27 protein-coding genes and 1 pseudogene are annotated in these 26,034 nt (G+C 66.5%); 3 read left to right on the top strand and 25 right to left on the bottom strand.

Going from position 1 to position 26,034, the window contains the following annotated elements; translation table 11 throughout:
• Positions 1-301 precede the first annotated feature (301 nt).
• The 3 genes from WS78_RS21000 to WS78_RS20990 all read left to right on the top strand — a co-directional run bounded on the left by WS78_RS21000 (position 302) and on the right by WS78_RS20990 (position 4,332).
• A complete protein-coding gene (locus WS78_RS21000) occupies positions 302-2,290 on the top strand; it encodes an acyltransferase family protein (protein ID WP_063889427.1) in 1,989 nt (662 codons plus the stop codon).
• Between the two features lie 618 nt (positions 2,291-2,908).
• A complete protein-coding gene (locus tag WS78_RS20995) occupies positions 2,909-3,739 on the top strand; it encodes an SAM-dependent methyltransferase (protein WP_059576362.1) in 831 nt (276 codons plus the stop codon).
• Between the two features lie 242 nt (positions 3,740-3,981).
• Positions 3,982-4,332 carry a methyltransferase domain-containing protein gene (locus tag WS78_RS20990; protein ID WP_059576364.1) on the top strand — a complete coding sequence of 117 codons (351 nt, stop codon included), beginning with the start codon at positions 3,982-3,984 and terminating at the stop codon, positions 4,330-4,332.
• A 382-nt stretch (positions 4,333-4,714) separates the two neighbouring features.
• On the opposite strand, the gene WS78_RS20985 is transcribed toward WS78_RS20990, so the two are convergent.
• From WS78_RS20985 to WS78_RS20860, 25 genes and pseudogenes are all read right to left on the bottom strand, one after another.
• Positions 4,715-5,470 (bottom strand): tail fiber assembly protein, encoded by a 756-nt coding sequence (locus WS78_RS20985; RefSeq protein ID WP_082717709.1) that lies wholly within the window; start codon positions 5,468-5,470, stop codon positions 4,715-4,717.
• 15 nt (positions 5,471-5,485) lie between these two features.
• Positions 5,486-7,444 (bottom strand): phage tail protein, encoded by a 1,959-nt coding sequence (locus WS78_RS20980; protein WP_059576367.1) that lies wholly within the window; start codon positions 7,442-7,444, stop codon positions 5,486-5,488.
• Positions 7,444-8,025, bottom strand: a complete 582-nt coding sequence (locus WS78_RS20975; protein ID WP_059576370.1) for a phage tail protein I — start codon at positions 8,023-8,025, stop codon at positions 7,444-7,446. Before WS78_RS20975 ends, WS78_RS20980 begins: the two co-directional genes overlap by 1 nt.
• Positions 8,018-9,169 (bottom strand): baseplate assembly protein, encoded by a 1,152-nt coding sequence (locus tag WS78_RS20970; RefSeq protein ID WP_059576372.1) that lies wholly within the window; start codon positions 9,167-9,169, stop codon positions 8,018-8,020. The genes WS78_RS20975 and WS78_RS20970 overlap by 8 nt, the downstream gene beginning before the upstream one ends.
• Positions 9,166-9,519 carry a GPW/gp25 family protein gene (locus WS78_RS20965; protein WP_038743435.1) on the bottom strand — a complete coding sequence of 118 codons (354 nt, stop codon included), beginning with the start codon at positions 9,517-9,519 and terminating at the stop codon, positions 9,166-9,168. The genes WS78_RS20970 and WS78_RS20965 overlap by 4 nt, the downstream gene beginning before the upstream one ends.
• Before the next feature lie 199 nt (positions 9,520-9,718).
• Complete coding sequence (locus WS78_RS20960) at positions 9,719-10,156, bottom strand: phage tail assembly chaperone (RefSeq protein WP_226377276.1); 438 nt, start codon at positions 10,154-10,156, stop codon at positions 9,719-9,721.
• A 2-nt stretch (positions 10,157-10,158) separates the two neighbouring features.
• Positions 10,159-10,467, bottom strand: a complete 309-nt coding sequence (locus WS78_RS38535) for a gp53-like domain-containing protein (RefSeq protein ID WP_442854583.1) — start codon at positions 10,465-10,467, stop codon at positions 10,159-10,161.
• 609 nt (positions 10,468-11,076) lie between these two features.
• A pseudogene (locus WS78_RS38530) lies at positions 11,077-12,054 on the bottom strand (gp53-like domain-containing protein); the annotation flags it as partial.
• A gap of 441 nt (positions 12,055-12,495) precedes the next feature.
• Positions 12,496-13,098, bottom strand: a complete 603-nt coding sequence (locus WS78_RS20945; RefSeq protein WP_038743429.1) for a phage baseplate assembly protein V — start codon at positions 13,096-13,098, stop codon at positions 12,496-12,498.
• On the bottom strand, positions 13,095-14,315 hold the full coding sequence (locus tag WS78_RS20940) for a phage late control D family protein (RefSeq protein ID WP_059576380.1): 1,221 nt from the start codon (positions 14,313-14,315) through the stop codon (positions 13,095-13,097). The genes WS78_RS20945 and WS78_RS20940 overlap by 4 nt, the downstream gene beginning before the upstream one ends.
• Entirely contained in the window at positions 14,303-14,509 is a 207-nt protein-coding gene (locus tag WS78_RS20935) for a tail protein X (RefSeq protein WP_038743426.1), read from the bottom strand. The genes WS78_RS20940 and WS78_RS20935 overlap by 13 nt, the downstream gene beginning before the upstream one ends.
• On the bottom strand, positions 14,509-15,411 hold the full coding sequence (locus WS78_RS20930) for a phage tail protein (RefSeq protein WP_059576384.1): 903 nt from the start codon (positions 15,409-15,411) through the stop codon (positions 14,509-14,511). Before WS78_RS20930 ends, WS78_RS20935 begins: the two co-directional genes overlap by 1 nt.
• A gap of 1 nt (position 15,412) precedes the next feature.
• Complete coding sequence (locus tag WS78_RS20925; protein WP_059576494.1) at positions 15,413-17,971, bottom strand: phage tail tape measure protein; 2,559 nt, start codon at positions 17,969-17,971, stop codon at positions 15,413-15,415.
• 276 nt (positions 17,972-18,247) lie between these two features.
• Complete coding sequence (locus tag WS78_RS37180; protein ID WP_162836167.1) at positions 18,248-18,397, bottom strand: hypothetical protein; 150 nt, start codon at positions 18,395-18,397, stop codon at positions 18,248-18,250.
• Positions 18,378-18,707: a phage tail assembly protein gene (locus WS78_RS20920; protein WP_038743850.1), complete on the bottom strand. Its 330-nt coding sequence runs from the start codon at positions 18,705-18,707 to the stop codon at positions 18,378-18,380. Before WS78_RS20920 ends, WS78_RS37180 begins: the two co-directional genes overlap by 20 nt.
• 436 nt (positions 18,708-19,143) lie before the next feature.
• On the bottom strand, positions 19,144-19,668 hold the full coding sequence (locus WS78_RS20915) for a phage major tail tube protein (protein WP_059576387.1): 525 nt from the start codon (positions 19,666-19,668) through the stop codon (positions 19,144-19,146).
• A gap of 1 nt (position 19,669) precedes the next feature.
• Complete coding sequence (locus tag WS78_RS20910) at positions 19,670-21,103, bottom strand: phage tail sheath subtilisin-like domain-containing protein (RefSeq protein WP_038743419.1); 1,434 nt, start codon at positions 21,101-21,103, stop codon at positions 19,670-19,672.
• Between the two features lie 4 nt (positions 21,104-21,107).
• Entirely contained in the window at positions 21,108-21,350 is a 243-nt protein-coding gene (locus WS78_RS20905; protein WP_038743417.1) for a hypothetical protein, read from the bottom strand.
• Positions 21,347-21,811: a Gp37 family protein gene (locus WS78_RS20900; RefSeq protein ID WP_038743848.1), complete on the bottom strand. Its 465-nt coding sequence runs from the start codon at positions 21,809-21,811 to the stop codon at positions 21,347-21,349. Before WS78_RS20900 ends, WS78_RS20905 begins: the two co-directional genes overlap by 4 nt.
• A gap of 1,006 nt (positions 21,812-22,817) precedes the next feature.
• Positions 22,818-23,273, bottom strand: a complete 456-nt coding sequence (locus WS78_RS37705) for a hypothetical protein (protein WP_197419419.1) — start codon at positions 23,271-23,273, stop codon at positions 22,818-22,820.
• Between the two features lie 143 nt (positions 23,274-23,416).
• Positions 23,417-23,749: a hypothetical protein gene (locus WS78_RS20880; protein ID WP_059576390.1), complete on the bottom strand. Its 333-nt coding sequence runs from the start codon at positions 23,747-23,749 to the stop codon at positions 23,417-23,419.
• Entirely contained in the window at positions 23,746-24,084 is a 339-nt protein-coding gene (locus tag WS78_RS20875) for a hypothetical protein (protein ID WP_038743412.1), read from the bottom strand. The genes WS78_RS20880 and WS78_RS20875 overlap by 4 nt, the downstream gene beginning before the upstream one ends.
• Positions 24,081-24,683: a hypothetical protein gene (locus WS78_RS20870; RefSeq protein WP_059576392.1), complete on the bottom strand. Its 603-nt coding sequence runs from the start codon at positions 24,681-24,683 to the stop codon at positions 24,081-24,083. The genes WS78_RS20875 and WS78_RS20870 overlap by 4 nt, the downstream gene beginning before the upstream one ends.
• Positions 24,680-25,288, bottom strand: coding sequence for a transglycosylase SLT domain-containing protein (locus tag WS78_RS20865; protein ID WP_059576497.1), 609 nt, complete (start codon positions 25,286-25,288; stop codon positions 24,680-24,682). The genes WS78_RS20870 and WS78_RS20865 overlap by 4 nt, the downstream gene beginning before the upstream one ends.
• Positions 25,289-25,290: 2 nt before the next feature.
• Positions 25,291-25,638, bottom strand: a complete 348-nt coding sequence (locus WS78_RS20860) for a putative holin (protein WP_059576395.1) — start codon at positions 25,636-25,638, stop codon at positions 25,291-25,293.
• Positions 25,639-26,034 lie beyond the last annotated feature (396 nt).

The raw sequence follows: 26,034 nt of genomic DNA, 5'->3' as shown, positions 1-26,034 counted from the left end.
TCGGCCGTTGAACGGTCGGCTCACTCGCCGTCACGACACGATTCGCCGGCTCGGTTCATTTCGATATAAGGAGCGCTCGACAATCCGCCTTATCCCGCCGAAATAAATGTGTAAGAAATATTCCGAACACATCCCCCTAACCATCCCGGTTTCCTAAAGGATCGAACATCATTACATATGAAGTTATTACATTTCATTACAATTTAAGAGGTGCCAATCGCAGTGGGAATGGCATGATTCCGCACGAGGGACGAAGCAGCTCACTATTCGCATTACAAATAGATTACCCCTCCGACCCGTTATGTCCAACACCCCCCCGAAAGTTTCGTCACTGATATACCGGCCTGACATCGATGGATTACGCGCAATAGCCGTCACGTCGGTTTTGCTTTTCCACGCATTTCCCGGAGTGGTTTCGGGCGGATTCGTCGGCGTCGATATTTTCTTCGTCATCTCGGGATATCTGATCACGAGCATCCTCGTCGACGAAGTACGCGGCAATCGGTTCAGCATCGCCACGTTCTATGCGCGTCGCGCGCGCCGGATCTTCCCCGCGCTGGTCGCCGTGCTCGCGACGGTCCTGGTGATAGGCTGGGGCGTGCTCGTCACGGACGAGTTGCGCGAGCTCGGCAAACACATAGCCGCGGGCGCGGGCTTCGTATCGAATCTCGTGCTGTGGAGCGAGACGGGATATTTCGATCGCGCGGCGGAATTCAAACCGCTGCTGCATCTGTGGTCGCTCGGCGTCGAAGAGCAGTTCTACATCTTGTGGCCGCTGGCGCTCGCCCTGACGCACCGGAGCCGCGCAGCGCTCGTGGCGACCGTCATGCTGATCTTCTCGGCGTCCTTCGCGCTGAACATCGGCCTCGTCGCCAATCACCCGTCCGCGGCGTTCTTTTCGCCCTTCACACGCTTCTGGGAGTTGATGATCGGAAGCATGCTGACGCTCGACGCGGATAGGCTGCAGCGCGCGCCGCGTGCGCTGCGCAGTCTCGCGTCGATCGTCGGCGCCATCCTGTGCGCAATCGCCGTGTTCGGCCTGAATGGCGCACAAAGCTATCCCGGCTGGCGCGCGCTGCTGCCGACGCTCGGCGCGGCACTGCTGATCGCGGGCGGCGTCAACGGCTTCGCGAACCAGGCGCTCAAACGCCCGATCATGGTGTGGATCGGCAAGATCAGCTATCCGCTGTATCTGTGGCACTGGCCGTTGCTGTCGTTCGCGGCGATCGTCGCCGGCGCCCAACCCGCTGCACCGGTGCGCACCGCATTGCTGCTCGCGAGCGTACTGCTCGCGTGGCTGACCTATCGGCTCATCGAAACGCCCGTGCGGCATCACACGAACCGGATGATCGCCATCGCCACACCGAGTTGCGCACTGCTCGTCGCAGGTTCGATCGGCGCATTCGTCTTTCTAGCGGCGCCGCAGGCTCCAAGCCAGCTCTACAGCCGATACGGCGACATTGCGACAGCAACGCACGGCGCGGGCCACGAGTTCATCAGCACCGACTGCGGCATCGCCGAAAACGATCTGAAGGGCGCCGTATGCGCATTCGACAAACGCAACACGCCGCGATTCGCGATGATCGGCGACAGCAAGGCGGAAGCCGTCATCTGGGGATTCCTAAGAGAATCGCAGCCCGACTCGCGCTGGAAGTTCTTCGATCGTAGCGGATGTGTACCGTTGACAGGTATCGTGCGCACGTCGTCGTATGCCGACGACAATCCGAAGGATTGCACGCAGTTCGCGCAACTGGAAATACAACACGTTGCAGCCGACCCCAACATCAAGCTTGTGACCATCGCCACGGCGAGCCGCATGCTGTTTGGCCCCGACTATGCAAATGCGCAGACGCTCGCGCCCGACAAGCAAGGACCGTTACACGGCCTCGACGGCACGATTCGCGTGCTCGAAGGCGCCGGCAAACGCGTGGCCCTGCTCGTGGACAATCCGACGCTGCCAGACCCGCACGATTGCATGGAAAGAAGCGCGATGCGATACCGGATCGTCCGAGCGCTCGCGTCGCCGAACGAGAACGCATGCACGCTCAGCTATCGCAAACATCTCGAGACGACGAAAGAATATCGGGTGCTGGTCGACCAATTGCAAAAGAACCACCCGAATCTCCTGGTTCTGGACGCAACGCCGATCCTGTGCGATATCCGTAACGACACATGCCCAATCAGCAAGGACGGCAACTACCTCTACAGCTACGGCGACCACGTATCCGATTATGCGAGCACGCTGATCGCGCACGCGTTCCTTCCCAAGCTGGTCGAGGCCGTCCGCTGATTCACTCGCGCCGCACGGTATGGGTCCGCTCGCCACGCCGAAGCAGCCGTCCATCGTTTCGCCGCCAGAAGCACTCGCGTGAAATCGAAGCAGTGCATTCGATGCCAACGCAACCAAGGAAAAGCGCGGATGCCTGAGTTGAACGACTGTCGATACATTCTCGCAGCGGCGGCGCGTCGCGCCGACATCGCCAGCCTCCTTCGCATGCTCCGCGCGCGGACGAACCGCTTCCCGCCGAAAGCGCGCCATCGTCCGGCGTCCCTTGAGAACCGAGGGGGCCTCGTGAAATATTCAGTTCGACGCGTACGGTCAACGCAGAGGTATTCACGCCGATCGCGTTCCGGCACGCCCAGTCGCCAAACGTTCGACCAGCGTGCAGCACACCGCGAATGACGTCGCGCGTACGGCTCGTCATGCGGTCATGTGCGTGTACCGGCGAATGCCTTTGATTTCCGTTGCACGGTTGAGGCGAACATCGAAAGTCCGACTTGCCCGATTCGTCTTTTTCGATGTCCGGCCTCACTCGTCGCGACATTGAAGGTCGAACGCCTGTGGGCGTTCGGCTGGAACATGCTACTCAGATATCCAACCTGCAGCAGAACAGTGTGGAGCTTGCGTATGACTAGCGACTGGTCGATCGAAACCATCCGCGATCCGCTTTACCGAACCAAGTTCGTGACCGTACCGGACATCGTCGATGAATGGCTGTCCGAAACCGGTGGCGTCTACAAGAAAGATGTCCTCGAGTTCGGCTGCGGCGAAGGCACGATGGCGCTCGGAATGGCATTGAGAAAGGATGTGCAGCGAGTCGTCGGCGTAGAAATTCTGGACGTGCACGAACAATGCCTGCCGATCGCGCGGCGCGAAATCGGCCTGCACGCGCTCCCGGACAATCTGTTCTTGCGGCGGATCACACCGGGCGCGGATCTCACGTGCTTCGGCGATTTCGACGTCGTCTATACGTGGTCGGTTTTCGAGCATGTGTCGCAAGACATGCTGATGCGATCTCTCGCATCGATCAAATCAGCACTCAAGCCGGGCGGATCGTTCTTTCTGCAGATCTCCCCGCTATTTTATTCGCCGAACGGATCACACATGGGACCGTGGATACCGGAACCTTGGGCGCACCTGTCGATGCCATTGGATGACTTTCACGAGCGCCTTCTGCAGGCGCCGCAGACGCCCGCCCATGTTCGATCGGAATGGTCGGTCTACATCCCGCTGACGGCGGATGTCGAAGCTGAGCGAGCGGCGCTTTGGGAAACGTATGCGACGCTGAACAAGATCACGGCCCCACAACTCTGCCGCCTCATCGAAGAAGCGGGTTTCCGGATCGTTCGCGACTATCGCACGAAGACGGACCTGCCGATTCCGAAGGCACTGTCCGACATTTATCACGAAGACGTGCTGACCACCGAGCAAATCGTCCTGCTAATGCAGCATCGTTGAAATTCGCATTCAGCCGTGCGAATGATCAAGCAGGCCCCGTGCCTGATTCGGATGCCGAATCGCAAAGTCATTTCAGCGTGATTTCGCCTTTCCATCTCACATTGCCTTTGGGGCAATGACGACCAGTTTCCGGAACGGAGCGTATCCCGACATTGCGCTATCATTGCAAAAAAATGAAGTTAAATGCAATGAACAGGCGCGCGACGATTCTACGGGGACTGAAATTTCGAGGCGCGGTTGGAGTGGAGATCGCGCCGCTCGACAAACCGCTGGTTACACGCGATATGGGCGAAGTGTTATACGTCGACCATGCAGATACGGCAACACTGAAGCGGAAATATCGACGCGATGCCGCTATTCGGCACGATGCGATCGTCGACATAGACGGTGTCTGGGGCGAAAACACGCTGAGCGAAGCAATCGGCGGCCCGAAAGTCGACTACATCGTCACGTCGCATGTGATCGGACACGTGCCCGATCTCGTCACATGGTTGATCGAACTGGATTCCGTGCTCGCGCCTGCGGGACAGGTACGCCTGGCGATTCCCGACATGCGGTTCACGTTCGGGAGGTATCCGGATATTCGTGTGTGAGGCCGCCTGAAGCCCCGCGCAATATCCCCCCACCCCCGCACGCGACAAATCCCCGAGCGCCGCATTTCCTCACCCCGCAACACAATTGCGGCACGCTCGCCCGTCGCCGCCTCTCCTCCGGATGCGCCGGCCGTCGACGCTCGCCTGCGATTGCCTCGCGCGATGCCGTCGCAATGCGCACGTATTCAAAAGGCCGAAGCCGGCTCGACGGCTCGAGGCGGCCGCCTGACCGCCCGTCGCCGGCTTTGCCCCCGTCGCGAACCGCGCCGCATCGCGGCGGCTTCGCTCACGGCGCCGGTTGACCGGCCAGCCCCGCAGCGGCGGCGACGCGATCCGCCGGATCGGCCTGCGCGCCCTGCCAGCCCGGGGCAACCGAGTCTGCCTATGCGCCCTGCCCGCCGAGGGCAACCGAGTCGGCCTGCGCGCCCTGCGTGCCCGGGGCAACCGAGTCGGCCTGCGCGCCCCGCCCGCCCGGGGCAGCCGAATCGGCCAGCTCGCCGCCAGCCGCCGCTTGCTCCTTCTCCTTCTCCTTCTCCTCCCGAAGCACCGCATCGACCTCCTTGCGGATCGCCTCCTCATCCGGCTCCGCCGGCCACGCGAGCGAAGCCGGGAAATCCGCGGCCTCCACGACGCGCACGAGCTTCATCTGATACTGCGCCCATGCGTCGAAGAGCGCGCGCTCGAACGCGTCGAGTTGCCCCGCCGCGAGCGCGTCGGCCTTGCCGAGATTCTTCGCGCGCGCCTTCTCCATGCGCGACATGAACGCGTTCATCGCCGCTTGCCGCTCCTTGCGCGCGACGACAGCCGCGTCGACCACCCACGTCCCGTCGCGCCACACGTATTCGTCCGACGGCCGCGGCGCCGTCGTCAGGCCCGCGTCCTCCGGCGTCACGCCCGCCTTCGTGATCTCGGCGGGCGCGCCGGTGTCGGTGCGGTACAGGCGTACGCCGCGATAGTCGGGCAGCAGCACCCAGTCGCCGTCCTTCCAGAACGGCCAAGTCATCGGCGCGCGCTCGGGCAGCGGCTTCGTCTCACAGAACGCGGGAATCAGCCAGCGCGTCGGGTTCATCGGGTCGATGTCGGCCAGAAAGCTGATCACGTATTGGCCGGTCAAGTTGTCGTATTGATTGCAAAGCACGTCGTTCTCCTCAAATTAGTAAGCGCGAATCATCGCGAGCACGGCCAGGTTGCGCGGGCGCGTTTCGCTGCCGCCGTCGGCCGCGACGTGAATCGCATGGCTGTGAGCGCCGGAGCCGCCGATGCCGATGTTGTGCGCATGCGTCCCCGCACCTTCCGTGTTGAATTCATGGTTGTGGCCGCCCGACGGTGACGTGTAAGCCCACGGATTGTCGTTGTCCACGCCGCCGTGCGAGCCGGCCTGTCCCTGCGAATGCGCGCCCCAAGGCTGAACGTTCGCCTCCGAGTAAGGCGCGATGTGCTGGTGTTCGCCAACGCTCCCCGTCCATCCATGGTGGCCGTGCCAGCCCTGGTTGTCCGTCCATGCGTTGTGGCTGTGATCGCCGACGCCGTCCGCCGACGCGCCGTGCGCGTGCAACCGGTTCTGGCTGTCCTGCCACGTGCCGATCTTTCGATCGACGTCGCCGCCTCGGCCGTCGTCCCAGCATCGCAGGAACTCGCCGCGAAGCTCGGGAATCCGGAAGGTCGTCGCGCCGTCGCCGTCCGTGAAGCATCCCCAGTTCGCGGAAGCACCGCCCCAGTTGTTCTCGGCGACCAACGCGCCGCTCGCCTGCGCATATGCCCACAGTGCCGGGTAGTCCGCACGTTTGAGCAGTGCGCCATTGCATTTGAGATAACCGGCGCGCGCGCTCGTGCGCATTTCGAAGACGATCTGACCGATCATCGCCGATGCAACTTCGCCGGCAACCCATTGCGTTGTCGCAAAGCGGTTCGACCGATCGGTGGCGTCCGGGTGGCTGCCGAACGCCGGCCTATCGAAATACGTGCCTTCCGGCGAGAAATGCACGGTCTGAATGCCGTTGTTGGATACGCCGAAATGCCCGTCGGCCATGTGGAACAGGCCGGTGTCCGGCGCGCCGTCGTTCGCGAACGTCAGCGACGGAAACGCCACCGAGCCTTCGGCGAGCACGACGCGCGCGCCCGGATCGAGCTTCAGATCGCCCTTCAACGCGCCGCCGCGGTTCAGGTCGAGCGGCGTCAGAGTGCCTTCGTGCCAGACGGCCTTGCCGTCGATGCGGAACGTGTGGTCGCCAAACATGTACTGGTACGAGCCGATCGTCGGCGACCACCAGCCCGTCGAATCCTTGCTCGTATAGAAATAGCCGTCGACGGGCCCGAGCTTGACGTGCCCTTCGGCCGTGTTCTGGCCGACCATCAGATCCCCCGCGACGTTCGCCGCCCCGCCGAACACCGCGCCGGCTCCGCTGCCGTCGACGACCACCTTCCCGCTCTCGAGCGACCACGAGAGCGGCCGCCAGTCGTTCCACGAGCCGAGCGGGTCGCCCTTCTTCGTCGACAGCAGATAGACGGACACGTCGTCGTTGCGGATGAACGCGCCGTACTGGTTGCCGCACGCGCGCAACTGGCCGCCGTCGCCGCGGTCGAGCCCGCCCGCGATCATGCCGTTCGACGCCGACGCGTTGCCGCGCACCTGCAGCGCATCGCGGCCATTGTCGTCGGACGTGCCGATGAGCGTGCGCCCTTCCTTCGTCACGCGCACGCGCTCGGCATTGCCGGTCACGAGCACCACCGGGCCCGCCGCGCCGACGCGCGCGCCGCCGTCGCCCGACAGCACGACGGCCGGCTGCCCCTGCGACGCGAGCTGCAGCACGCCGTCGCTCGGCGAGAACATGCCGGTATCCGGATCGTTCGCGAAGCCGAAGCCCGCGTTGCGCTCGTTGTGCGGCGTGGCCGGGCCGGTCTTGCCGAGCAGCGAGCCCTCCATCGTGTCGCCGGCCTTCAGCACGCGGCCCTTGTCGCGGCGCTCGATGTCATCCTTCAGGTAACGCGTGCGGTTGACGAGTTGATTCGCCTGACGATTCGAAATGCCGTCCGGCCCGCCCTCGACGGGATCGGACGTCTCGATCTGGTAAATGTCTTCCTCCCACTTGGAGGTTTCGACTAGCTTGGACATTAGCTGCTCCCATGGTTGTACTGTCCGTCGTAGCGCGCGGCGCCGTTGTAGCGCACGGGCACTTCGCGGTATTCGAGGCTCGCGAGTTCACAGCGCGCCGGCGCGAACGCGGCGAGCGTCGCGCGCAGCAGCGCGGCCTGGTCGTTCGTGATCGCGCGGTCGCGCAGGATCACGCGGTACACCGCCCACAGGCCCGGATCGCCGTGCACCATCCAGCCGTTGTAGCGGCGCTTGCCGTCGTACGACACGCGCGCGATGTTCTCGACGAGTTCCACTTCGCCGAAGCCGAGCCGCCGGATCACTTCGCGCACCGCCCACGGCGTGCCCTTGTAGCGATGCAGCTCGATCGCGCCCTTGATGAGCGCGCGGCGCGCGTCGTCGGATTCGGCAAGGCTCCAGCCGTCCTCGCCCATCACCGAGAACTGCTCGGCAAGATGCGGCAGCGCCGTCGCGTCGACGCTGTCGATCAGGTAGACGAGGATCGGCGACAGATCGATGTTGTCGTGCCGCGCGGCGAGCTGCGCGAGCGCCGCGAAGCGGCGGTCCCTCGCGAGCGGCGGCGGCAACAGGGTGTCAGCCATGCGCGACTCCGGTCGCGACCACCGACACGCTCGTGCAGCGCGCCCATTCGTCGCCGGCGAGCACGCGCAGCGCGAGGCCGTTCAGGTCGACGTCGTAGACGCCCCGCACCTGCAGCGCGGCCGTGAGCTGCGCGGGCACGATGTCGCGGCCAAGGCCCGCCGAGCGGTTCGCGCGATACGCGTTCGCCGCGGCGCGCGCCTGCGCGAGCACGGTGCCCGCGTCGGCGTCCTTGTACAGCGTGAGGCGCGCGTCGATCGCGTAGTCGACGGGCTTCGGCGCGCGCACCTCGACGAAATCGGTGAGCGGGCGCTTCTTCTCGTCGTCGAGCGCTTGCGCGACGAGCGCGAGGATGTCGTCGCCGGGCAGGCCGGTGTCGACGAGCGGATGCACGCGCACGCTGCCGGGCGGCACGCCGTTGACCGACACGAGCCGGCCGTCGCGCGCCGCCATTTCGGGGCCGATCACGCTCACGTCGACGATCGACTGGTGCGCGCTCTTCGCATGGAACACGTATGCGAGCCGCGGGCCCGCGGTGCTGAACGCCTCGGGCGCGAGCTGGATGCGCTCGCGCAGCCGTTCGGTCTCCTCTTCTTCGTAGCCGTTCGCGCTCGTCTGCGTGTTCGCGACGCTCACGTCGACGTCGCCGAGATCGTCGACGAGCGAGTTGATCTGGCCCGGCTGCCAGCCGTTGCCGAGCGCGCCGGCGGTGTCGCAGGTCGCGGCGACGTCGATCGACGTGCGGCCGGCCGCGAGCACCGCGTCGGCGTCGGTGGCGAACGACACGCCGCCGTCGCTCGTCTCGACGCGCGTGCCGGCCGCGATCAGCAGGCTCGACGCGAGCGGCGCGTCAAGCGAGAAGCGCACGACGGTCTTCGCGGGCTGCGCGGGCAGGCGCGTGACGCCGACGAGCTGGCCGAGATAGTCGATCATCGGCGCGCGCGCGAACGCGACGAGATTCTGCTTCGCCGCTTCCTGCACGCCGACGCGCACGAGGGTTTCGCGGTAAGCGACGATGTCGATCAGCACGCGCTCGACTTGCGCCGGATACAGCGTCTTGCCGGTGCGCGCTTCGTATTCGGCGATGATGTCGGCCGTGATCGCCTGCGGATCGCGGTCGATGAAATTCGGTTCGGATAGGGTCATCGGGGCACCTCGGTTTCGCGGATCACGCCGTCGGCGAGCCGCCATTGCACGCGCAGCGTTTCGTGCGCCGCGTCGATCGCCGGCATCACGCGGACCACCTCGCAGCGCGGCTCCCAACGGCGGATCGCGTCGACGGCTTCGCGCACGAGGTGCGGCGTCGCCCGATCGATCGGCATGTCGAGATAGAGGCTCAGGTTCGAGCCGAAGTCGGGCCGGTGCGGGTCGCTCCCCTTCGGGGTGCCGAGAATCACGCGGATGGCCTGATCGATGTCGGCAACGCCTTCGACGACGTCGTCGCGGCCGAGGGCGGGTTGCCAGTGAACGGAGGTGATGTCGGTTAGCCGGGTCATGCGCTCATGTTGCCGCGCGGCCGGGCGAAGGGATATTAACGAAGCTTAAAAGCGCGCGGCGAGCGCGGAGGAAGCGCGAGACGCGCAGGGCGGGTGCAACACGTCGTCGTCCGGCGCCATGGCTGCGCGACGCTTCGTCGTGACGGAACGCACGGGGCCGCCGCGATGCAGCCGGCTGCCCCGTCCGTGTTCCCGTTCGCTACGCCGCTGTCGCGACGCATGCCGGCGGCGTCGGCAGATCGACGTTCGGCCAGCGCGACGCTTCACCGAGGTTGCGCAGCGCCTGCCGGTATCGCAGCAGCTGCGCGTAGTCGTCGGGCGTCAGCGTCGTGCCGTCGCCGAGCGCCTGTTCGTCCCGGTGGCGCGACGTGAGCCAGTCGGTCGCGGCGAGCGCCGCATCGCGCGCCGCGCGCTTCGCGTCGGCGAGCTGCTTGCGCGTGGGCTTCTCGGGGTCGACGAGGAGCGGATGGCCGTCCGCCGTCACCGCCATCGTCTTGCCCGCCGCCGCGCCCGCGAGCAGCATCGCGTGCTGCTCCGGCGTGATCTCGACGAACGTCAGGCCGTCCGGCTTCGATCGTTCGTCGCAGAAGGTTCGAATGAATCCCAATGTGTCGTATCCGGCCAAGATTCGCGTCATCGTCATTTCCCCGTTGCGTGCCAATAGACGAGCCAGCCGGGATACGTTCCGCCCGTCTCGTTGAAAGCCCTCAATTTCACGCCGTCCTGCGTCATGCTTCCGTGGATGACGATCACCATCGCGGCGCCAAGGCCCACGTGATTCGCTGCCACGTTGAAACAAGCGTTGGGAAAGCGCTTCGGAAAGACGACGTTGATATCCCCGTTCGCATCCGTCACGCCCTGCCCCCATTGCTCGATCTTGCCGGTGGGCGAACGCTCGTAGCCGGTCGGCCCGTGGCTGAACTCGAATGCGCCGTTGTTGATCGTCATCAGCGGCGAGCCGGCCATCATCTCCCACTGATAAACCGCCGAGATCAGCGCCCAGTCGCCCGGCAGCAGCGTGAAGCTCGTCACTGTCGACGACAGCGAGCCGCCCGACGGTCCGAAGAATATGTCGCCGCCCTGCCGCGAAATCGTCTTGGGCATCGAGCCGGAGTTCATGAACAGAAACGTCGCGCCTCTTTTCACCGCCGAGTAAAGCGGCAGCACGACGCTCGCGCCGTCGTTCAACGAGATCGCCGACCCCGCTTGCGCCGGCGTCAGCGTGGCCGCGGCGTCGAGCACCATGATCGCCTGAAAATTGCCGAGCGCGCGCTGCACGAACGCCGTCGTCGCGATGTTTGGGCTGCTGTCGAATTGGGGAACAGTCTGTGTAGCAGCTCCGTAGACGTATCTCAGTGCGACAGTGCCGCCGCAAATGTCCCATTCCCCTCCGCGAGAGAACAATTCCAGCGTGTCGCCCGAATGCAGCATGATCGACGACGACTTGCCAGTCGCGTACGACCAGATGAAATCGTTGCCCTGCGTCGCGACAGTCTGATCGACACCGGATTGGTTGACGAATGCCACCTTTCCGCCCGCCGCGATGCTAGCGCCGGCCGGGAGGTTCGTCGTGAACGACGAAGTCCCGTTGAGCTCGATGATGTTGCCGACGTTGCCGCTGGTCAATGTGGTTGCTGCGTTGATGACAGCACTCCCGGAATAACTTCCGAGCGCGCGTTGCACGAACGCCGTCGTCGCGAGCTTGGCGGAGTTGTCGAACTGGGGAGGTGTCGTCCAGTTCGGACCAGCCATTGCCGATGCAAACGGCAGTTGCGCGCTGCCGCCAGCTGCAATCCACTGAGTCGGCGGAACCGCTACGAGCAGCAAGCTGTCGCCCGATGCCAATGTCACGCTCGGATTCCCCCCGTTCAAGAGGATCGTGTCGGTCCCGTCGCGAGTGATCGTCAAGGGGGCGGTGCTGCTGTTGTTGAACAAGAACGTGCCGCCGAGCGGCATGGCCGACGTGGATGGCAAGGTGAACGTCGACGCGGTGCCCCCCCAGAAATTGACGCAGCTTCCCGCTTGCGACGCCGTGAGCTTCTGCGACGAGGTGTACGACGCGAAATTGACATTCCCGAGCGCGCGCTGCACGAACTCGGTCGTCGCCATTTTCGTGCTGCTGTCGAACGGAGCCGGCGTTGGCCCTTTCGGCGCGCCGGTGAACGTCGGGGAATCAAGCGGAGCCTTCCGAGACAATGCGTTCGTCATCGTCGTCGCGAAATTCGGATCATTTCCGAGCGCGTTCGCGAGCTCGTTCAACGTGTCGAGCGTTGCGGGAGACTGGCCGACGAGCGCCGCGATCCGGTCCGCGAGATCGACCTTCGTCGCGTACTGCGGATGCGGATCGGCGGCGGCGGCGTGCCCGCTCAAGCCGGATTGCGACTGCTCGACCTGCTGCTTCAGGTAAAGCGTGCGATTGCCGAGCTGCTTGGCCTGACGGTTCGAGATGCCGTTCGGCCCGCCTTCGACAGGATCGGACATCTCGATCTGGTAGATCTCTTCTTCCCACTTGGAAGTTTCGACTAGCTTGGACATAGGCTGCTCCTGAGGTTGTACTACCCGTCGTCAAGCGCGGCGCCGCCGGATTTCACGGCGCCGCGCGGAAAGCTGCGCACACGCGTTCGCCGTGCATCGCCACCGATGCGCGCGCGATTGCGGATGCGAATGCAAATTCAGATGCCGATGGATGCGGACCGGAACGTGCGCGCGGCGCGTGCGAAGCGCGGCTCCGCCCGGTCGATCGGCACGTCGAGAAGAGAATGAGTCGGAACCGGCCCGCGCTCGGGCCTGTGTGAATCGCGGCGCTTCGGGATGCGAAGCATCGCGCGATGGGCCTGGTCGATGCCGGCAACGCGAACGACGAAATCGTTGCGCCCGAGGGCGGGCTGCCGGTGCACGGAGAGGATGTCGGTTAGCCGGGTCATGCGCTCATGGTGCCGCGCGCCCGGCTCGGAGGATATTAAAGTGTCTTAAAACTCAATGCGAGTGGTGATTCGAGTTGCCGCCCGCATCCATGATCGCGCCCGTCGCGTCGATGTCGCCGTCGACCTTCACGTTGCCCGCGATGCTCGCGCCGCCGCCGCCCGAGCCGGTCATCCCGCCTTCGTAGGTCAGCTTGCCCTTGACCGTCACGTTCGCGGAAAACTCCGTCTCGGGCGCGATGACCGTCACCTTCGCGCCCGCGCGCAGCACGATCTCGGCGCCCGCGTCGACGACGACCTGCGCCATTCCGCGGCACGCGAGCACGTGCGTCGCGCGATCGTATTCGAGCGTCGCGCCGTCCTTGAAGCGCGCGACGAATTTGTTCGGATCGCTAACGGGCGGCTTGTCGGCGGCCGAGTAGACCGCGCCGAGGATCACGCCGTCCTCGCCGCGGCCGTCCATCAGCACCGCAACCTGCTCGCCTTCGTCGTAGGTCCAGCAGCACTGGTCGTTCTGCGTCTTCGGATACGCGATCGGCAGCCACATCGTGCGCAGGTTGCCGAGGTCCGCGAGCCGCACGCGCGCGAAGCCGGGCTTCGACGCGCTCACCGTGCCGAAGCGCACGGTCGCGCCGAATGCGTCGAGCGTGTCGTTCATTGCTTGTCCTTCGTCTGGTTGGATGACGGATCGGCCGCGCCGTAGGCGATCAGCGGCTTCGCGGATGGCTTCCGAGCGGGCTGCGTGCCTGCCTGCGCGCCGCCGTCGGGCCGCGCGTCGCGCGACGCGCGCTTCACCTCGATCTCGGTCGTGTAGCCGCCGCCGCGATCGATCCGGTGGCGCGCCGTCTCGATCAGATATTTGCCCGACAGCCGCCCGTAGCCCGTCAGCTCGATCGCGTTGCCGGCGACAAGCCGCGTGTTGCCGTCGAGCTCGAACGTGCCCGTCGTCCGCTGCAGGTTCGCGCGGTCGAGCGCGGCCTGCGTGCGCGCCTCGAGCGTCGCCTTCGAGCCCGCGCGCGCGGTCACGCGCAGCGTGTCGGCGCTCGTGTCGCGGCCGGACGACGCCGGCGTGCCGGATTCGCCGGCCGCGCCGGATTGGGCGGCCGCGCCGGCCACGTCGATCTTGCCGTCCTTCACGCCGTACACGATGAGCTTCTTCGTCGCCGGATTGTGATAGCCGCCCTTCGCGGCCGCGTAGACGTCCTTGATCTTGTCGGTGAGGCGAATCGATTTCAGATCGCCGCGCGTGAAGCGCAGCGCCGCGTCGGCGTCGCGCAGGTCCGCGAGCTCGGTGAATACGAGCGTGCGGCCGACGATCTTGAACGCGTAGCCGTACTCACGCGCGAGCCGCGCGAGGAACGCGACGTCGGGCTCCTCGTACTGCGTGATGCGGTCGATCCGGATCTCGCGGATCTTGCCCGTCAGCGTGAGCCGGTTGCGCTTCGCGACGCGCGCGGCGATCGCGGCGAGCGTGGTGCGCTCGTACGGCTTCGAGCGGTCCGTGCGCAGCGGCGCGGCGACGCCTGTCGCGAGCGCGCGGATCGTCACCGTCGACGGCGGATCGTCGAACGACAGCTCGTCGATCTCGAAACGCCCGCACGGCAAGAGCGGCGCGCCGACGTAGCCGATCCGCAGCGCGAGCGCGTCGCCCTTGCCCGGATACCACGCGTCGCGCCAGCGGCCGTCGGCGTCCTCGAGCACGACTTCGATCTCGTCCGACTGGCCCGACAGGAAATCCGTGTACGCGACCGACGTCACGTACGGCGCGACGTCGGTCGTGATGTTCTTCTGCTCGTAGGTCAGCACGAAGGTCGGGCGCGGCACGTCGGCGACGCCCGGCGGCAGCAGCGCCGCAAGCGGGTTCAGCGTTTCCATGGCGGCAGGTCCTCGGACAGTTCGGCGCGCGCGATCACCGGAATCGACAGCGCGAGGCCGCTCGGCAGTAGCGGCGTGATCGGCACGTCGGGGTTCGCCGCGATGATCCGCTCGTACGCGAACGGATCGCCGTAGTAGCGATGGGCGAGCTGATCCCAGCGCTCGCCTTCGGTCGTGACATGGGTCAGAAACATCAGATCCTCCGTGTGGCGACGGCCGCCGCGAGCTTGCTCACGCTCGGCGCGGCCGAGGCGATCGCGTCGACGGCGTTCGACAGCTCGCGCGCGGCGGTGTCCACGGCGTCGCCGATCGTGTCGAGCGTCGCGTTCGCGAGCGGCTTGTACGCGGCCTGCACCGCAACCGCGGCGTCGTGGCTCGCGCGCAGGATGTTCGCGGCGTCCGGAATGTGCGCGGTCACGGCCGCGACGGCCGGCGAGAGCTTCTCGAGCGGCTCGGCCGCGCGCTTGATGTCGAGCAGCACGCCGGGCGCGCGGCCGAGCGCCGCGATCGGATCGTGCCTGAACTCGCGCACGACGCTCACCGCGTCCGAAGCGGTGCGCAGCGCGGCCTGCGCCTGCGACGCGTACGACACGACCTGCCGCACCGCGCCGCGCACGGTGTTGATCGCCGATTTGACGTCGGCGGCCGTCTGCGGCACCGCCTGCGCGGCGGCGGGCGGCACCTTCGGCTGCACCGCGGGCGGCGCGAGCGCGGTCAGCTTCTCGCCGACGTATTCCTTCAGCGTGATCGACGCGTCGAGCGCGAGCACCGCGCCGGAAGGCTCGCTCTGCTTGTGCGTCGCCTGGACTTCGGTCAGCACGAACCAGCCCTTGTAGTCGCCGTTGCCGAACACGAGCGCCATCGCCTGGCCCGCGCGCTGCGCGTTGCGCAGCTTCGCGAGCTCGGCTTCGGGATCGCAGAAGCGATAGTGAAACGACAGTGCGATGCGGATCTCGTCGAGCCGGTCCGCGATCCGTTGCAGACGCGGCTTGCCGTCGATCAGCGCATGCTCCGCGTAGTCGGCGCCGAACGTCGCGTCGAAGCCGTCGAAGTAGCCGACCAAATCGAATGGGATGTCACCGAGCACGGCGACCATATCAACCTCCGTAAGCGCGCCGCGCGCGTTGCGCGACGACGCGTTCCATCATTTTTTCGAGCTCGCGCAGCGACAGGTTCAGCGCGCGGCCAACCTGCTCGCCAACGCTCGCGCCCGAGCCGCCCTGCACCGTGATGTTCGGCGCGAAGTGAATCGACACGCCGTTCGCCGCGCCCGCGCCTGCCATGCCCGCCGCGTGTGCGCCGGCGAGCGGCAGGCCGGCGCGCGCGGCGTCGATGCGCTTCAGCGAGGCGGCGGCGGCCGTCTGCGTCGCCATGCTCGCGGCCGCGCGCGCGGGCAGCTCGGCCGCGCCCCGGACGCCGAGCGCCGCGCCTTGCGCGATGTTCTCGCCGTAGCCCATGAAGACGCGCGACGGCGAATGAATGCCGAGCACGCTCGCGAACCACGATTTCATCGACCCGGCAAAGCCGACCACCGCCGCCTTCGCCGCGCCGAACCGCTCGTTCAAGCCGTTCAGCAAGCCTTCGACGATGGCGCGGCCGATCGACATGAATCGCTCGGGCAGCGCCTTGAGGCCGTCCCACAGCGTCGTGAGCCTGTCGCGCGCGATGGCGACAAACCTCGTGAGGACCGGGCCGATGCGGTTCCAGTTGCGGTAGATCAGATAGCCCGCGACCGCGATGCCCGTCAGCACGAGGCCGATCGGCGTCGTCACCATGGCGCGGCCGACCCACAGCAGCGCGCGGCCCGCCGTCATCAGCCCGCGCGCGAGGCCGCTCCCGAGCACACGGCCGGCCGTCGCGCCGGCGCGCGCGAGCGTGGTCAGCGAGCCGAGCGCGATCGCGCCGAGACTGCGCGCGAAACCGAGCACGCGGCCGCCCGCCGCGAGCATCGAGCGGCCCGCGCCGAGCGCGATCGCGCGCGCGCGGTTGAGGCCCGCGGCGAGCTTGTCCGCCGCGCCCGCGTTCATGCCGCCGAGCTGGAACAGCGTCGACAACCGCGCGCCGCCGCGCAGCAGCGAGCGCAGCAGCGTCCACTTCGCCGCGAGCGTCGACAGCGCGGTGCCGAGCGCGTTGAGCGGCGTCTTCACGAGCACGTTCATCGCGAGGCCCGCGCCGAGCGTCGCGCCGCGCATCGCGATCGACGCGGCCGCGAGACCGACGACGCCGCGAATCGCATTCGGATGCGCGGCCGCGAACACGCCGACCTGAGCGACCATCGGCGACAGCAGGTTCATCACGTCGGTCAGCGGCGGCAGCAGCGTGCGGCCGACCGTCTCGCCAAGGCCGTCGATCTGCGTCTGCAGATTGCCCCATGCGGCGCTCGCCGTCTGGATTCGGCGCGCGTAGTCTTCGTCGAGCGCGCCCGCCGCCTGCTCGTTGCCCATCGCCTGCTTGTTCGCCTGGTACTTGCCCCAGTTCTCGCGCATCGCGAGCAGGTGATCGACCGCGCGCGTGTCCTGAAACAGCTCGCTCATCCCGAAGCGCTCGATCAGCTTGCGCTGCGCGCCGACGTCGCCGCGCGCGCCGGCGCGCTTCCATTCGCTGGCGAAACCTTCGCCGCGCGACGCGATGAACTTGCGCGCGATCTCGAGCGACGCCTCGTACTCCGAATAACCGGCGCCGACGATGTTCGCCATCGATTTCCTGTAATCGACGCCGGCCTTCTCGTACGCCTTCGCGGTCGATGGCGAGGTCATCTGCTTGAGCCACGCCTGCATGTTCGCCGCGGCGTCCTCGCCGGACGCCGCGCCCTCGCGGCCCATCGCGAGGCTCGCGACGATCTGCGACAGCGCCTGCTGCCCGGTCACGCCCTGCGCGGCGAACGACGACGCGAGATCCGGCATCGCCTTCACGACGTCGGCGAGCTTCATGTGGCCGAGCCCGCCGCCGTATGCGGCGCGGCTGAACGCGTCCTTCAGCGCGGCGTCGCCCTTGATGCCGAGCGTCTCCGACAGCGCGTACGACATGCCGGCGACGTCCTTGACGTCCGCGCCCGACGCGATCGCGACCTGGCCGAGCAGACGCGACTGACGGCCGGCTTCGGCCGCGCTCATGCCGCCGCCGATCAGCACGCCCGCGCCTTCGATCAGCGCGCCGTGCTTCGCGCCGGTCGCGCGCGCCGCGTCGCGGATCGCGTCGCCGAGCTTCCGCTCGTCGGCGCGCGACAGGCCGCCGTCGATCGCCACGCCGCGCAGCGCCGCCTGGAAATCCGCTGCGCGCGTGAGTGCGCCGACGATCGGCGCGGCGATGGTCTTCGTGATTGCGGACAACTCGCCGAGCTTCGCCAGGTATTGGCCGCGCTGGTCGCCGAGCGCCGCGCCGCGCGCGATTCGCGCGTCGAGCGCCGCATGGCGCGCCTGCGCCCGGTCGATCGCGCGGCCGAGCTGCTCGTACTGCGCGCGCAGCTCGCCGACGTCGCGCAGCGGATGCGCGATCGCGCGCGCCATCGCCCCGCCGAGGCGATCGTGTTTTCCACGCAGCGCGTCCGCGACGCGCCCGAGGTCTTCCAGCGTCGCCTTCGCGCTCGATAGCGCAGCGCCGACGCCGCCGGACGCCGCCGCGCCGTTTCTGATTCCGATGTAAATGTCGCTTGCCATGTCTGTCCTGCCCGTTGCGACGCGCGCGGAGATCGCCGCCCGCCGTTCGATGGTTGCCGTTCGATGCTTGCCGTTCGATGCTTGCCGCTCGATGGTTACCGTTCGATGCTTGCCGCTCGATGCTTGCCGCTCGATGCCTGCCACTCGATGGTTACCGTTCGATGCTTGCCGTTCGATTCCTGCCGGTCAATGCTCGTCGCTCGATGCCCGCCGCCCGCCGCGCGGCGCCGTGCGATGCAGTGCATAGCGCTCAGCGCTGCGCGGTCTCGCCGTTCGCTACGACGCGCCCATCGCATCGTTGCGCCGCTTGATCTCCCGCTCGGCGGCGTCGATCCAGTGCCAGTAGTCGTCAAGATCGAGTTCCGCGATCTCGGACGGCTGCATCTTCAGCACCAGCAGCAGCACCTCATCGAGCGGCCTCAGCATCGCGTCCGTCGATTCGGCCGGCGCGCCCGGCTTCGCTTGCCGCGGCGCTCGCATCGATTGCGGCATCGCGCTCCTCGACCATGTCGCGAAAGGAGTCGGCGAGCTGCTTCGCATCGGCGAGATCGAGCTCGCCGATATCCTCGACGGTGAGACCCGTCAGGCGTGCGAACAGAAAATCCTCCTGTTCGCCGGCGTCGCTGCTGTATTTGGCGGCGGCGGCCATGTCCTTGCGCTTGCCGCGACGCAGCGTGAGCGTCGACACGGTTTCGCCGGTCGCGAGCTTCAGGGGGTGCTTGAGGGTGATGATCATCGTGTGCTCCGTTGGGATCGAGAGCACATTGTCGGGCGCGGCCCCGGCGAGGGCTTTTGAAGACGGCTAAAAAAAAGACCCGCCGAAGCGGGTCGAACCGGAAAGGCCGGGACGTGAATCGTGGGACGTGAATCGTCGATCGTGATTCGCGCGCCGTGAGCCGCGCGCTGCGGGCCGCAGATCGCGAGCCGCGAATTGCGGATTGCGCCGCGTGTCGGGGTGTTGATGCGGTGATGCGGTGATGCGTCAGCGTGTCAGCGTGTCGGCGTGTCGGCGTGTCGGCGTGTCGACGCTTTGACGTTTCGACGTTTCAACGTTTCAACGTTTCAACGCTTCAACGCTTCAACGCTTCAACGTTTCGCGCATCGTACATCGCCCGTCGCACGCTGCGCAGCCCGCGGCGCGCATCGCACGCGCCGCGAGCCGCCCGCCGCACTCAACCGCCGATATTCGTGCGGAAGTCCGACAGCATGTCAACGCCGTCGACGCGGAAGATGTTCGCGAGATAGTCGAGCTCGAGCACTTCCTGCCCGTCGATCACCTGCTTCACGTAGGTCGCGCCGAACGACGAGCTGAAATCCGCGTTCTCGTGCTGCTTGAACGTGCCGAGCGGATTCTTCTTGAACATCACGGTCAGGTACGTGACGAGGCTCACTTCCTGCACGCGGCCCTGCGCGCCGTACGTCTCGATGTTCGAGCGGCACTGAAGCTGCACGGCCCGGAACGGGTTCGCCATCGCGCGCGCGACGTCGGCGTAAAGCGAGTTCCACTTGATCTCGCCTTCGAGCTTGTCGAGCCCGCCCGGCAGCTCGACCTTGCCGATCATGCCGAGCGCCTTGTGCTCGGCCATGATCGCCTGGATATCCGGCAGCTTGATTTCCTCGGCCTTGCCGAGCATCGAGTTGCCGTTCACGTAGACGTTCGCGTTCGTGATGCGATTGATCTTGATGCCGCCTGCCATGTCAGTTGCCTCCCTTCAGCGTGAGCAGATATTCCGAGGTGATCTCGGTTTCGTACGTGAGGCGCTCGAGCGGGGGCGGCACCGTGTACTTGTAGTTGATCAGAAGATGGCCCGCCGACAGTTCCTCCTTCGGGTTGCGCGCCGGATCGAACCACGCCTTGAAGCCGAGCAGCGCGCCGTCGCCGATCAGCTTGCGGCCGAAGCCGTTCACCGATTCGACGAGCGAATCGATGAGCGCCTGGTCGATCGGCATGTCGATGTACTGCTGGCTGAAATAGCGCAGCGACTCGTTGATCACGTCGCCCGTGCGGCGCACGTTCTCGAAGTTGCGCATGTGCGTGACGGTCGGCCACGCGGCGGTGCGGTTGCCCCACAGGCGCAGGCCCGAGCCGTACGAGTTGAACACGGTCGTGATCCCCTGCTCGTTCAGCAGATTCACTTCGGACTGCGGATCGTCGATCATCGCCGACAGCGGGCGCTCCACGCCCGTCACGCCGACGAGCTGCTGGTTCGAGCTCGACCACCAGTAGCCCTTGTCGAGATCGACGCGCGCGCGCAGCGCCGCCGCGCGCGACGACAGCGGCTCGAGGCGCTCGGCGTTGGCCGCCGGATCGTAGACCTTCACGTGCGGGTAGCAGAGGCGCACGCGCTCGCTCGACGTGTTGAAGTTGATCGAGCCGGCCGGGCCGCGGCCCGCCAGCGCCTGCGCGAACGTCGTGCCGACGGGCGCGTCGACATACGCGATCGCGCCGAGCTGGCCCGCCGTCGCCTCGAGCTCCGCCGCGACCGAGTTCTGCGTGCAGTAGCCGGGCGCGATCAGGATCTTCGCGAAATAGCCGAACAGGTTGTACGTGTCCTTCAGCGCCTTCATGCCGGTGCGGATGCCCGCCGCGTTGACCGCGCCGATGATGTCGGCCGCCGTCACCTTGGTCGGATCGGCGTACTCGTAGGCGGCCTTCGCGGTCGCCGCGCCCGCCGGGATCGCGCCCGTCTTCAGTCGCGTGATCACGCCCGTCACCGGGTCGAGCGAGAAATCGACGCCGGCTGCGTACGTCGTGTTGCCGTTCTCGCTCTTCAGAACGAGGTTCGACGCGGCCGGGTGGGCGAGCGTCGCGCGGCCGGTCGCCGCGTCGAACGTCACGCCCTCGGCGTCGATCACGCTCTTGTGGAGCTTCGGATCGAGCACGTTGATCACGATCACCGTGCCCGCGCCGTAGTCGTAGACGGCGTCGAGCGCCTGCGGGATCGTGAAGCCCGCGAGCTGCGGGCCGAACTGCGCGCCGTCGCGGTCGGACAGCGACTGGATCGGCTTGTTCACGGGGCCCGTCGGCGCGGTGCCGATCAGGCCGATCACGGCGGATTTGACGACCTTCACCGGCCGCGAGCCGTTTTCGGTCTCGATGGTTTCGACGCCATGCAGATAATTTGCCGCCATCGTTTTATGCTCCCTTCGATGCCGCACCGTTCGACGCGGCTTGCGGTTGGTCGTCCGCGACGCGTTCGCGCGCGGGCTCGTCGTGCGCCGCGACCGGGCGCAGATGGCCCAGCGCGAGCAGCGTCTTCGTGTATTCGTGCTGCTCGGGCAGCTCGACCGGCGCGCCCGGATGCAGCATCGCTTCACGGATTTCCGTGCCGTCTTGCAGCGAGACGCCGCTGATCGGGCCGCTGTACAGGTACTTCATGGTTTCTCCTCGTAGGTAACTTCGGTCAACAACGGGCCGTCGACCGGCTCGGCCTCCTCGACGATCACCGCATCGGCGGCGAACTCGATCGCATAGCGCCACTCGCTGTCGGTGCGGCCGGCGAACCGTTCGGCGGCCGCCGCGAGCTTCTCGCCGTCGGGCAGCGCGAAGCCGACGAGCGCGCGGCGCACGCCGTCGAGCGCGTCGAGCGCGCCGCCGCGGCCGGCGAGCTGCCGGGACACGACAGTCACGGCGAACTTCGCGCGGCGCGGCTGCACGATCGCCACGGCGTCGACGCGCGTGTCGTACTCGCTGCCCGCGTAGCCGGCGAGCAGCGCGCCGACGGGATGCGTCAGCGCGTACGCATCCGGCGGCGCGGGGAAATGCTCGACGGCGAGCTCCGGCAGCGCCCGGCTCAGCCGCGCGACGAGCGCGTCGATCTTCTCTTGCGTGGTCGCCATCAGATGCGCTCCCGGCGGGTGGCGCCGCACGCGGCGACAGCGCGCCGCGACGCGCATCGCGCGATCGCGGGGGACGCCGTCGCGGCGTGGGTGTTTTGGGTTTTCTGGTGTAACGCGCGTGTGTGCGGTTGCGAGGCGGTGGGGGCCTGTGGGTGCGTTTGCGTTTGCGTTTGCACTTGCACTTGCACTTGCACTTGCACTTGCACTTGCGTATGCGTATGCACTTGCGCATGCGTATGCACGTGTACTTCCACTTTCGTATGCGTACGCTTATGCGTTTGTGCTCGTGCTCGTGCTCGTGCTCGTGCTCGTGCTCGTGCTCGTGCTCGTGCTCGTGGTTGTGGTTGTTGTTGTGCTTGTGCTTGTGCTTGCACTTGCGTATGCAACAGCGTTCGAGCTTGCGTGTGCGCTTGCGTCAACACTTGCATGCGCGCTCGCATCGGCGCTTGCCCATGCGCCCGCATGCTGACGGGCGCGCCGCGCATCGCATGCGCGCCTGCGCAGCCGGCGCTGCCGGCCTGCGTGTCGCGATTGAAGTGGTGAGGTGCAGTAGCGTTCATGCCGCCCATCATCGGGCGGCGAGCGCTGGGGGTCTTTTAATCGGCTTTATGATTGCGCGCCGATTGCGACGGCCTCGGCGCTTCGATGACGATCCTCGCGCGCGGGATGTGGACGGCTCACCGGCAACGCGTCGAGGCCTTTATAAACCTTTACGGGACGATGCGGCGGTGCCATGAAGGACATTGCGCGTCCGAGCGCTCCGGGAAGGCTCCTGCAGGGATTTTGGGTTGATGACGCGCGGCGGACTGCGGTCAATGTAGATGTCGTTTGGCCCGCGCGCAAGCATCGGCGCGCGGTCGTCGATCGACGGTCGGTGGTCGGTGGTCGGTGGTCGACCGTCGGTGGTCGGTGGTTGATTGCCTGCGCTCGTCATTAGTCGATCGACGCACGATGCCTAGCGAGACGGCTTCGCGAGGAACATTCTGCGCTCGTTGTTCGTTTTCCGTCATCTGGCGCGTGACGTTCGTTGTTGAGTGTTCGGTGTTCGGTGTTCGGTGTTCGGTGTTCGGTGTTCGGCGTTCGGCGTTCGGCGTTCGGCGTTCGGCGTTCGGCGTTCGGCGTTCGGCGTTCGGCGTTCGGCGTTCGGCATTCGATGTTCGACGCTCGGCGTTCGACGCTCGGCGTTCGACGCTCGGCGTTCGGCGTTCGGCGTTCGGCGTTCGGCGTTCGGCGTTCGGTGTTCGGTGTTCGGTGTTCGGCGTTCGGCGTTCGGCGTTCGGCGCTCGACGTTCGACGTTCGACGTTCGACGTTCGACGTTCGACGTTCGACGTTCGACGTTCGACGTTCGACGTTCGACGTTCGACGTTCGACGTTCGGCGCTCGACGTTCGACGTTCGGCGTTCGACGTTCGGCGTTCGGCGCGCGCGCCGCCGAAGTTCGCTCCTCAGTGCGCGACGGCAAATATCCCGATACCAAAACACGGAGCACATGCCGCGACTCGCAAAGCACGGAGTACTGATCACGAATCACTAGGCACGAAGCACAATTCACGAAGCACCCGACACGAATCCGCCACCGCCTCACCGCCCACCGCCCACCGCCCGTCACTGATTCCAATACTTGACCGGCCGGGCGATCCCCGGCTCGCAATCGATCGTGTATTCGGCGACGTCGACGCCATAGCGCGTCAGATCGCTCCACCAGCGCCCGGACGGCTCCTTGCGCAGCCGCACGAGCACGCGATCGGCGAGGTAGTCGAGCTCCTTGCGGACTTCGATCGGCGTGACGTCCGGGTAGATCGAGCGCATCGTCGCCTGCACGACGTCCTCGGCAACCTCTTCCGGCCGCGCGTTGTACAGCGCGAGAATCAGGTGCCAGCGCAGCGTCTCGCGGCGCACCTTCGCATGATCGATGCCGAGCGGCGCGCAATGCGTCATGACATCCCCCGCAATTGCAGGTTCTCGATCTTCAAGGCGACCGCGTCGAGCTTCGCTTCGATGACGGTCTGATTGCGCACGTAATCCTCGCGCCGCACGTATTGCAACGGCAGATCCGCCTGAAACTTCAGGAAATCGCGCTCGAGACGCGCGACGTTGTCGGTCTGACGGCCGATCTGCTCGAGCAACATTCGCAGTTGTTCCTCCTGCTTCTGATCGCGATCGGCCTGGTGCCGCTCGATCTGCACGAACAACGCCTTGCCCGCCGCGGCCAGCAGCCCGACGAACGTCGCGAGCATCGACGCCAATTGCCAGAATTCCACTTGCAGCGTCACTGCCCGCTCCCCTCGAGCCAGTCGATCAATGTGTTCAGTTGTGCTTCGATGTTTCGGCTGCGTCGCGCGTTGTCGACGTGGTTGGCGAGGACGTCGTCCGCGCGTACCCCGGAGTCAGCGTCGTCGGCGGAGCCGGCCGGCGCAGCAGCTCCGGCGGCAGGATCGGCCTCGGGCAGACGGGCGGCGTCGCGGCCGGCTGCGGCGTTCCACACGCCGACAAAGCCGTCGGTAAAAACGCAGCGAGGCAGAGCCTCAGGACGCGCATCCGGCGTCGGGCGGTATTGGCGGGTGACACGGGCGATTCTCCGTTTCAATGCGTCGGCTTCGAGCGCGTGATGCGCGTTTGCGGTGAAGAGATCGGCGGCGAGGCGGTTCGCGCGCAGCGTGCCTTCGCGCTCCTGCGCGCGGGCGCTTTCGGCGGCATCGCGCAGCGCGTCGGCATGCCGGCGCTCGACGGCGGCGAGCTTCGCGTCGGCCGCGCGCGCGCCGGCGCGCTGCCCGTTGACGTAGCCCGTCGCGCCGGCGACGAGCGCGCTCGCGGCCGACGCGACGACGAGCGCGCCGAGCCCGCCGCGCGCGAACGAAATCGGCCGGCTCATGCGCAGGCTCCCGGCCCGAAGCCCGCGCCGATGTAGCGTGGCTCGAACGTGTGCAGGATCGCGCGCGGGTAGCCGCGGTTCTCGCGAAACGCAGCCGCGCCGCGGCCGGCGTTGAAACGCTCGACGTGGCCGAACCAGCGGCCGCGATTCGCGCCGCCCGCGACGGCCGCGCGTTGATCGCGATACACCCAGCCGAGCCCGCCGTTGTACGCGGACAACGTCATCGCGGCGCGCTCGCAGCGGCCGTCGGCTTCGATCCGGTCCCACAGGTAGCGGTCGTAGCGCACGAGCGCGCGGATCGACCACGACGGGTTGAACGGCTGCGCGTCGCCGAGCTCGGCGCGATAGAGGCCCGCGAGCCATTGCGTCGTGGACGGCATGAACTGCGTCATCCCCTGCGCGCCGACCGGGCTGACCGCGTCCGGACGCCATCTGCTCTCCTGATGAATCTGCGCGGCGAACGCCGACACGGGCGCGCCGAGCCCCCACACCGCGCGCGCGTTGCGCGTGAGCTCGGCGCGATAGGCGTATGCATTCGCGGGAATCTGCGCGCAGGTTGCGGCGGGCGCGCACAGCAGCGCCGCGATCAGGAACGTCGCGCGCATCGTCACAGGCCCAGCGCGACGCCGATCACGACGCCGACGACGATCAGCGCGCGGCGCAGCATCGCCGCGGCGAACACGCGCTCGTAGCCGGCGACGATCTTGTAATCGGCGCCGAGCGATTCGCCGCTCGCGCCGTGGCGCCAATCGGCCTGCAGATAGCTGTCCGGGCGCGCATACGGAAAGAGCCCGCGATCGAGCCAGTACGCGACGACGGCCGCGAGGCTCACGAGGCTCAGCTTGTAGAGCGACACGGGCAGTTGCTGCGGGGAAATCGATGCGATCGCCGCGATCAGCGCGATCGCGGCGACGACCCAGCTCGTGAGCCGAGGAAAGCGTCTGGTGAAGGGCATCGGCCTCTCCCGAAAATGAACATGCCGCCATGATCGGCGGCATGTCGGGACAGGTCTTTTAATCGGCTTTATTTAGCGCGCGGCGCGTTCGGGCGAATGCGTCGCAAAGCGTTGTCGAATCGTCGCTCGATTCGATTCGCGGGAAATGCGTGTTGGGACCGCGATCCGATTCAATTCGTTCAGTTCGGCTGATTTCTTTCGTTTTCTGCTTCGGTTCGATTCTTTGGTGCGACGCTTTGGGACGATGCTTCGCTCGATGCCGTCGGTTGTTGCTGCGATTTAATGCGTCGATTTAATGCTTCGATTCGCGGTCTCGATTCTCGGTCTCGATTCACCGCTTCGATTCACCGCCTCGATTCACCGCTTCACTTCGATGGGTCAGTTCGATGTTCCGGC

Source organism: Burkholderia savannae, assembly GCF_001524445.2.
GTDB classification, from domain to species: Bacteria; Pseudomonadota; Gammaproteobacteria; order Burkholderiales; family Burkholderiaceae; genus Burkholderia; species Burkholderia savannae.
The sequence above is the reverse complement of the archived record's forward strand: the minus strand, read 5'-3'. Positions and strand labels throughout refer to the sequence as shown.

Excerpts from the sequence above, each read along its gene's own strand:
- WS78_RS20970 (WP_059576372.1), bottom strand. The coding sequence starts at position 9,169 with ATGACCCTATCCGAACCGAATTTCATCGACCGCGATCCGCAGGCGATC.
- WS78_RS20960 (WP_226377276.1), bottom strand. The coding sequence starts at position 10,156 with ATGACGCGAATCTTGGCCGGATACGACACATTGGGATTCATTCGAACC.
- WS78_RS20965 (WP_038743435.1), bottom strand. The coding sequence starts at position 9,519 with ATGACCCGGCTAACCGACATCACCTCCGTTCACTGGCAACCCGCCCTC.
- WS78_RS20880 (WP_059576390.1), bottom strand. The coding sequence starts at position 23,749 with ATGACGCATTGCGCGCCGCTCGGCATCGATCATGCGAAGGTGCGCCGC.
- WS78_RS20905 (WP_038743417.1), bottom strand. The coding sequence starts at position 21,350 with ATGAAGTACCTGTACAGCGGCCCGATCAGCGGCGTCTCGCTGCAAGAC.
- WS78_RS20920 (WP_038743850.1), bottom strand. The coding sequence starts at position 18,707 with ATGATCATCACCCTCAAGCACCCCCTGAAGCTCGCGACCGGCGAAACC.
- WS78_RS20930 (WP_059576384.1), bottom strand. The coding sequence starts at position 15,411 with ATGGTCGCCGTGCTCGGTGACATCCCATTCGATTTGGTCGGCTACTTC.
- WS78_RS20900 (WP_038743848.1), bottom strand. The coding sequence starts at position 21,811 with ATGGCGACCACGCAAGAGAAGATCGACGCGCTCGTCGCGCGGCTGAGC.
- WS78_RS37180 (WP_162836167.1), bottom strand. The coding sequence starts at position 18,397 with ATGCTGAGGCCGCTCGATGAGGTGCTGCTGCTGGTGCTGAAGATGCAG.
- WS78_RS20935 (WP_038743426.1), bottom strand. The coding sequence starts at position 14,509 with ATGTTTCTGACCCATGTCACGACCGAAGGCGAGCGCTGGGATCAGCTC.
- WS78_RS20915 (WP_059576387.1), bottom strand. The coding sequence starts at position 19,668 with ATGGCAGGCGGCATCAAGATCAATCGCATCACGAACGCGAACGTCTAC.
- WS78_RS20940 (WP_059576380.1), bottom strand. The coding sequence starts at position 14,315 with ATGGAAACGCTGAACCCGCTTGCGGCGCTGCTGCCGCCGGGCGTCGCC.
- WS78_RS20870 (WP_059576392.1), bottom strand. The coding sequence starts at position 24,683 with ATGAGCCGGCCGATTTCGTTCGCGCGCGGCGGGCTCGGCGCGCTCGTC.
- WS78_RS20995 (WP_059576362.1), top strand. The coding sequence starts at position 2,909 with ATGACTAGCGACTGGTCGATCGAAACCATCCGCGATCCGCTTTACCGA.
- WS78_RS20865 (WP_059576497.1), bottom strand. The coding sequence starts at position 25,288 with ATGCGCGCGACGTTCCTGATCGCGGCGCTGCTGTGCGCGCCCGCCGCA.
- WS78_RS20980 (WP_059576367.1), bottom strand. The coding sequence starts at position 7,444 with ATGTCCAAGCTAGTCGAAACCTCCAAGTGGGAGGAAGACATTTACCAG.
- WS78_RS20925 (WP_059576494.1), bottom strand. The coding sequence starts at position 17,971 with ATGGCAAGCGACATTTACATCGGAATCAGAAACGGCGCGGCGGCGTCC.
- WS78_RS20860 (WP_059576395.1), bottom strand. The coding sequence starts at position 25,638 with ATGCCCTTCACCAGACGCTTTCCTCGGCTCACGAGCTGGGTCGTCGCC.
- WS78_RS20975 (WP_059576370.1), bottom strand. The coding sequence starts at position 8,025 with ATGGCTGACACCCTGTTGCCGCCGCCGCTCGCGAGGGACCGCCGCTTC.
- WS78_RS38535 (WP_442854583.1), bottom strand. The coding sequence starts at position 10,467 with ATGACGATCAACAACGGCGCATTCGAGTTCAGCCACGGGCCGACCGGC.
- WS78_RS21000 (WP_063889427.1), top strand. The coding sequence starts at position 302 with ATGTCCAACACCCCCCCGAAAGTTTCGTCACTGATATACCGGCCTGAC.
- WS78_RS20910 (WP_038743419.1), bottom strand. The coding sequence starts at position 21,103 with ATGGCGGCAAATTATCTGCATGGCGTCGAAACCATCGAGACCGAAAAC.
- WS78_RS20945 (WP_038743429.1), bottom strand. The coding sequence starts at position 13,098 with ATGAACGACACGCTCGACGCATTCGGCGCGACCGTGCGCTTCGGCACG.